The organism is Pseudomonas sp., assembly GCF_050739655.1.
Classification (GTDB): domain Bacteria; phylum Pseudomonadota; class Gammaproteobacteria; order Pseudomonadales; family Pseudomonadaceae; genus Aquipseudomonas.
In genome coordinates, this window is the sequence record NZ_JBOIBY010000102.1 from 1 (window position 1) to 5,505 (window position 5,505).

The following is a 5,505-nucleotide window of genomic DNA, read 5'->3' on the forward strand; positions in this document are numbered from 1 at the left end:
TGCCGCCATCAAACGCTTCAGTTTCATGCCTTACTCCTAGCAGATAGGGTGTGTTAAGTCGGGGCCAAGTATCAGCAGGCCGTGTGAACACTCTATGGCTGAAATATGACAATTGGATGAAAGGCCAGTATTCGGGTTTTACCGAATGATTCTTGCCACCCTAATCGCCAGCAGGCTGGCTCCCACAATGGAATGCATTTCAATGTGGGAGCCAGCCTGCTGGCGATTGGGCCGATACATCTATAGATAATTTCGGGATCAGCGGGCCTTCTTCCAGAGATAAACCCCCACTACGATCCCCACCCCACACAGCACCGCGACGTAATACGCCGGTCCCATGGGGCTTTCCTTGAGCAGCAGGCTGACAACCATCGGTGTCAGGCCACCGAAAATCGCGTAGGCAACGTTGTAGGAAAACGACAGGCCGCTGAAACGCACCACCGGCGGGAACGCCTTGACCATCACGTATGGCACTGCGCCGATGGTGCCGACCAGCAAGCCGGTCAGGGCGTACATCGGGAACAGCCAGTCAGGATGGTCAGCCAGGCTGTGGTAGAACGTCCAGGAGCTGGCCAGTAACGCGGCGCAGCCGAAGACAAAAACACGCCCCGCACCGAATCGATCCGCCAGAGCGCCGGCGATGATGCAGCCAACGCTCAGAAAGACGATCGCCACACTGTTCGCCTGCAAGGACGTGGTCGGCGAGAAGTGATACACCGTCTGCAACACAGTCGGCGTCATCAGGATCAACACCACGATGGCGGCGGACAGCAGCCAGGTCAGCAGCATTGAAATGGCGATGGCGCCACGATGGTCACGCAGCACCGCACGCAGCGGCACTTCTTCGGCCAGCGCCTTGCGCTGTTGCAGCTCGGCAAACACCGGGGTTTCGTGCAACCAGCGGCGCAGGTACACCGAGAACAGACCGAACACGCCACCCAGCAGAAACGGAATCCGCCAGGCGTAATCCGCCACCTCAATGGGGGTATAAATGCTATTGATCGCCGTAGCGACCAGCGAACCCAACAGGATGCCCGCCGTCAGGCCGCTGGTCAGGGTGCCGCAGGCGTAACCGACATGGCGCTGCGGGACGTGTTCGGAAACGAAGACCCAGGCCCCCGGCACTTCACCGCCAATGGCCGCGCCCTGAATCACCCGCATCAGCAGCAACAGGATCGGCGCCCACATGCCGATCTGCGCATAGGTCGGCAACAAGCCCATGATCAGGGTCGGCACCGCCATCATGAAAATGCTCAGGGTGAACATTTTCTTGCGCCCCAGCAGGTCGCCGAAGTGCGCCATCACAATGCCGCCCAATGGCCGCGCCAGATAGCCGGCGGCGAAGATGCCGAAGGTTTGCATCAAGCGCAGCCATTCAGGCATGTCCGCGGGGAAGAACAGCTTGCCCACCACCGTGGCGAAGAACACGAAAATGATGAAGTCGTAAAACTCCAGCGCGCCGCCCAAGGCCGACAGCGATAGCGTCTTGTAGTCGCTGCGGGTCAGCGGACGTGCGGATGGTGTTGGCTGCGCGATACTCGAGGGCGCTGTGGTCATGGCAAGGGCTTCTCTTATAGTCAGGTCTGCCGCCCCAACAACGCTGGCAAGGGCTTGGGCAGGTCCGGCACGATAACAAATTGTTCGAAAAAGCACATAGAGGCGCGCAATTGACGGTCAAAATGAGAACCGGACGGTCGTCTCGGAGTCTATCGACCGATATACTCGCAACTGTGTAATAACTTGTAAGGGTTGCTGTGCGAAAACGCCTGTAAGGGTCATAGGCGATTTCGCAGAGTTTCCCTTTAGGCGCCTTACGAAAAACGTGACGAACGCAGTATGTTCGGTGATGAATCGTTTTTCCCAAGACGGCTACCACCAGCAGCACCAACGAAGAGTCACGGGTCAGAGGCACCCCCGGAATGATAGAGCTCGAACAAGAAGATCCGATCCCGCAAGGCGACCTGGCCCTGCAAATCACCGCGCTTCCGCGCGAAACCAACGGCTTTGGCGATATTTTCGGCGGCTGGCTGGTGGCGCAGATGGATTTGGCCGGCACCGCGATGGCCAGCAAGGTGGCCGGAGGACGCGTCGCCACGGTAGCGATCGACCGTATGGCGTTTCTGGTTCCGGTGGCGGTGGGCGCTCAGCTGTCCTTCTATACCCAGGCACTGGAAATTGGCCGCAGCTCGATCAAGATGATGGTTGAGGTCTGGAGTGACGATCCACTGTCCAGCGAATGGCGCAAAGTCACCGAAGCGGTCTTCGTGTTCGTCGCCATCGATGGCAGCGGTCGCACCCGTTCGGTTCCACCCAGAGCTCGCTGAATCGGGAAAGCGTTAAACCCGACGACCGATTCGCGGTCCATTGCAGTCCTGTTACTGATCGAGAGCTGTCCCATGAACACGCCCAATGTTGAAGCCGTAAAACTGGATGAACTGAACTGCTGGCGCATCCGCCACGGTCAGGCGGAATTGTTGGTGGCTCAGCAAGGTGCGCACATTCTCAGTTATCAAGTGGACGGTCAGCCGCCGCTGATCTGGCTCAACGATAAAGCGGCGTTCAAGACAGGCAAGAGCATCCGCGCTGGTGTACCGGTGTGCTGGCCGTGGTTTGGCAACTTCGAGCGCAACCCGCAGAGCGTTCAAGCGATGCGCGCTGGCAAGGAGGCGGCGCCTGCTCACGGGTTGGTTCGAGCGATGGACTGGGAACTGGGTGGCATAGAGGCCGAAGGCGAAGCCCTGAAGATCGAGTTTCTCCTGCCCTACCCCGAAGGCGGCCTTCCAGGCTGGCCGCATCAGGTGGACCTGAAGCTGAGCATTCGCCTGGACGCGCAACTGCATATCAGCCTGACCAGCCACAACCAGGGCGCTGAAACAGTCACCATCAGCCAGGCGCTGCACAGCTATTTCGCCGTCAGCGATGTGCGCAACGTGCATGTCGAAGGCGTTAATGGCCTGAGCTACATCGAGACGCTGGAAGACTGGAAAACCAAGCCACAAACCGGCGACCTGCATTTCACCGGCGAGACCGATCGGATCTACCTCGATACCGCGCCACGGTTGAGCATCGTCGACCCATCGTGGGAGCGGCGTATCGAGCTGACTGCCACTGGCTCACGCTCGGCAGTGATCTGGAACCCGTGGATCGACCGCGCCGTCGCATTCAGCGACATGGCCGACGACGGTTGGCAGCGCATGCTGTGCATCGAGACGGCGAATGTGATGGGTGATGTGGTGGCGCTGAAACCGGGCGCCAGCCATACCCTGGGCGTGAGCATCGGCAGCACAACGCTTTAAAGTCAAAAGATCGCAGCCTTCGGCAGCTCCTACAGAAATCGGTGTAGGAGCTGCCGCAGGCTGCGATCTTTTTTGCTTTACGCCTTACAAATCCGACTCCTTCACCACCCTCACCTTCGCCGCATCCAGCGCATACGCCGCGTCCGCCAGATCATTGCTGACCTTCTCGACTTTCAACGTGCCGGTGACCCACAGCGGCGTGTAGATATCATTGAGCTTCAAGCCCTTGGGATAACGCACCAGCACCAATTGATTGGGTGGCGGTGGCGGTACGTGGATGCAGGCGCCTGGGTAAGGCACGAGGAAGAACAAGGTGCTGTGGCCTTTGGCGTCGGTTTCCAGTGGCACGGGATAACCGCCCAGGCGGATGTTCTTGTCATTCATCGACGCCACGGTCTTGGTCGAATACATCACCGCCGGCAAGCCTTTGCTCTGCTTCATGCCACCCTTTTCGGTAAAGGTGCCATTCGCTTCGGGGGAGTCGTGGTCAATTTCGGGCATGGCCTCAAGGGCTTTCTGATCCGACTTGGGCATCAATTCAAGCCAGTCGGTTTCCGGCAGCTCGCCGGCGTGGGCAAGGCCCGAACCCAGAAATAAAAGAGTCAGCAGAAGACGGCGCATGAAAGTGCTCGGTAAAGGAGGAGGACGGTAGAACGCCGAGCATTCTAGCCCTCCCGGCTTGCGGGGCCGAGAGGGCTTTGTCGCTTGAATCAGTTCTTTTTGATCAGGCCGTAGATCACCAGCAACACTACGGCGCCGACCAGCGCACCGATGAAACCGGCACCTTGGCCAGCCTGGTAAATGCCCAGGGCCTGGCCGCCGTAGGTGGCTGCCAGCGAACCGCCGATACCGAGCAGGATGGTCATGATCCAGCCCATGCTGTCATCGCCCGGTTTCAGGAACCGCGCGAGCAGGCCGACGATCAAGCCGATAAAGATGGTTCCGATGATTCCCATGGCATTTCCCTCTGATTTGGTTGGATATACGAAAGCCTAGTCAGACTTTCGCATCCTGCCATCAGAGAACGGCGGCCCCGCAATGGTTCCGCCGCTGCCACATGAAACCGGTTTTACCTGGCGATGCTACTCAGCGATGAGCGCTTCGACCTTGAGGATCTGCGCGGCCAGCGTCTCGCGGTCTGCACAACGCAGGTTGGCGTGACCGACCTTGCGACCGACCTTGAACGCCTTGCCGTAGTGATGCAGGTGGCAATCGGCGATAGCGATGACTTTCTCGGTCTCCGGCACTTTACCGATGAAGTTGAGCATCGCGCTTTCACCGACTTTGGCCGTCGAACCCAGCGGCAGGCCGGCAACGGCGCGCAAGTGGTTTTCGAACTGGCTGCATTCAGCGCCTTCGGTGGTCCAGTGCCCGGAGTTGTGCACACGCGGGGCGATTTCGTTGGCCTTGAGGCCACCGTCGACCTCGAAGAATTCGAACGCCATCACGCCGACGTAGTCCAGCTGCTTGAGCACACGGCTGGAGTAGTCTTCAGCCAGGGCTTGCAGTGGGTGATCGGTACTGGCCACGGACAGCTTGAGGATGCCGCTGTCGTGGGTGTTGTGGACCAGTGGATAGAACTTTGTTTCGCCATCGCGGGCACGCACTGCAATCAGCGAGACTTCGCCGGTGAACGGCACGAAGCCCTCCAGCAGACAAGCCACGCTGCCCAGCTCGGCGAAGGTGCCGACCACGTCTTCAGGGGTACGCAGGACTTTCTGGCCCTTGCCGTCGTAACCCAGGGTACGGGTTTTCAGCACGGCCGGCAGACCGATGGAGGCGACGGCCGCTTCCAGGTCAGCCTGGGACTGAATATCGGCGAACGCCGGGGTAGGAATCCCCAGGTCCTTGAACATGCTCTTTTCGAACCAGCGATCACGGGCGATGCGCAGGGCTTCGGCGCTTGGGTAGACCGGTACGAATTGCGAGAGGAACGCCACGGTTTCAGCCGGGACGCTTTCGAATTCAAAGGTCACCAGATCGACTTCATCGGCCAACTGACGCAGGTGATCCTGATCGCCGTAATCGGCACGCAGGTGTTCGCCCAATGCGGCCGCGCAAGCGTCCGGCGCCGGGTCGAGGAAAGCGAAGTTCATGCCCAGCGGAGTGCCCGCCAGCGCCAACATGCGACCCAACTGGCCGCCACCGATTACACCGATCTTCATCGTCAACAACCTCAGGCGATGCGTGGGTCTGGATTTTCCAGGAC

Annotated in this window: 6 protein-coding genes; 2 read left to right on the plus strand and 4 right to left on the minus strand. The window is 59.5% G+C overall.

Features of this window, described 5'->3' with window-relative positions; all coding sequences use genetic code 11:
• Positions 1-258 precede the first annotated feature (258 nt).
• On the minus strand, positions 259-1,557 hold the full coding sequence (locus tag ACRESJ_RS05525; RefSeq protein WP_431757004.1) for an MFS transporter: 1,299 nt from the start codon (positions 1,555-1,557) through the stop codon (positions 259-261).
• Positions 1,558-1,919: 362 nt separating this feature from the next.
• On the opposite strand from ACRESJ_RS05525, the gene ACRESJ_RS05530 reads away from it, so the two are divergent.
• Both ACRESJ_RS05530 and ACRESJ_RS05535 read left to right on the plus strand, forming a co-directional pair.
• A complete protein-coding gene (locus ACRESJ_RS05530) occupies positions 1,920-2,324 on the plus strand; it encodes an acyl-CoA thioesterase (protein ID WP_007942704.1) in 405 nt (134 codons plus the stop codon).
• A 72-nt stretch (positions 2,325-2,396) separates the two neighbouring features.
• Positions 2,397-3,296: a D-hexose-6-phosphate mutarotase gene (locus ACRESJ_RS05535; protein WP_431757005.1), complete on the plus strand. Its 900-nt coding sequence runs from the start codon at positions 2,397-2,399 to the stop codon at positions 3,294-3,296.
• Between the two features lie 84 nt (positions 3,297-3,380).
• On the opposite strand, the gene ACRESJ_RS05540 is transcribed toward ACRESJ_RS05535, so the two are convergent.
• The 3 genes from ACRESJ_RS05540 to ACRESJ_RS05550 form a co-directional block, all read right to left on the minus strand.
• The gene (locus tag ACRESJ_RS05540) at positions 3,381-3,917 is read right to left on the minus strand and encodes a DUF3299 domain-containing protein (protein ID WP_431757006.1); all 537 of its coding nucleotides are present in this window, start codon (positions 3,915-3,917) and stop codon (positions 3,381-3,383) included.
• Positions 3,918-4,006: 89 nt separating this feature from the next.
• On the minus strand, positions 4,007-4,252 hold the full coding sequence (locus ACRESJ_RS05545) for a GlsB/YeaQ/YmgE family stress response membrane protein (protein ID WP_008030708.1): 246 nt from the start codon (positions 4,250-4,252) through the stop codon (positions 4,007-4,009).
• A gap of 126 nt (positions 4,253-4,378) precedes the next feature.
• The gene (locus ACRESJ_RS05550; RefSeq protein WP_431757007.1) at positions 4,379-5,461 is read right to left on the minus strand and encodes a 5-(carboxyamino)imidazole ribonucleotide synthase; all 1,083 of its coding nucleotides are present in this window, start codon (positions 5,459-5,461) and stop codon (positions 4,379-4,381) included.
• Between the last annotated feature and the right edge of the window lie 44 nt (positions 5,462-5,505).

What these genes read in the sequence shown, in the direction of transcription:
- ACRESJ_RS05545 (WP_008030708.1), bottom strand. Translation starts at nt 4,252, where the DNA reads ATGGGAATCATCGGAACCATCTTTATCGGCTTGATCGTCGGCCTGCTC.
- ACRESJ_RS05535 (WP_431757005.1), top strand. Translation starts at nt 2,397, where the DNA reads ATGAACACGCCCAATGTTGAAGCCGTAAAACTGGATGAACTGAACTGC.
- ACRESJ_RS05525 (WP_431757004.1), bottom strand. Translation starts at nt 1,557, where the DNA reads ATGACCACAGCGCCCTCGAGTATCGCGCAGCCAACACCATCCGCACGT.
- ACRESJ_RS05540 (WP_431757006.1), bottom strand. Translation starts at nt 3,917, where the DNA reads ATGCGCCGTCTTCTGCTGACTCTTTTATTTCTGGGTTCGGGCCTTGCC.
- ACRESJ_RS05550 (WP_431757007.1), bottom strand. Translation starts at nt 5,461, where the DNA reads ATGAAGATCGGTGTAATCGGTGGCGGCCAGTTGGGTCGCATGTTGGCG.
- ACRESJ_RS05530 (WP_007942704.1), top strand. Translation starts at nt 1,920, where the DNA reads ATGATAGAGCTCGAACAAGAAGATCCGATCCCGCAAGGCGACCTGGCC.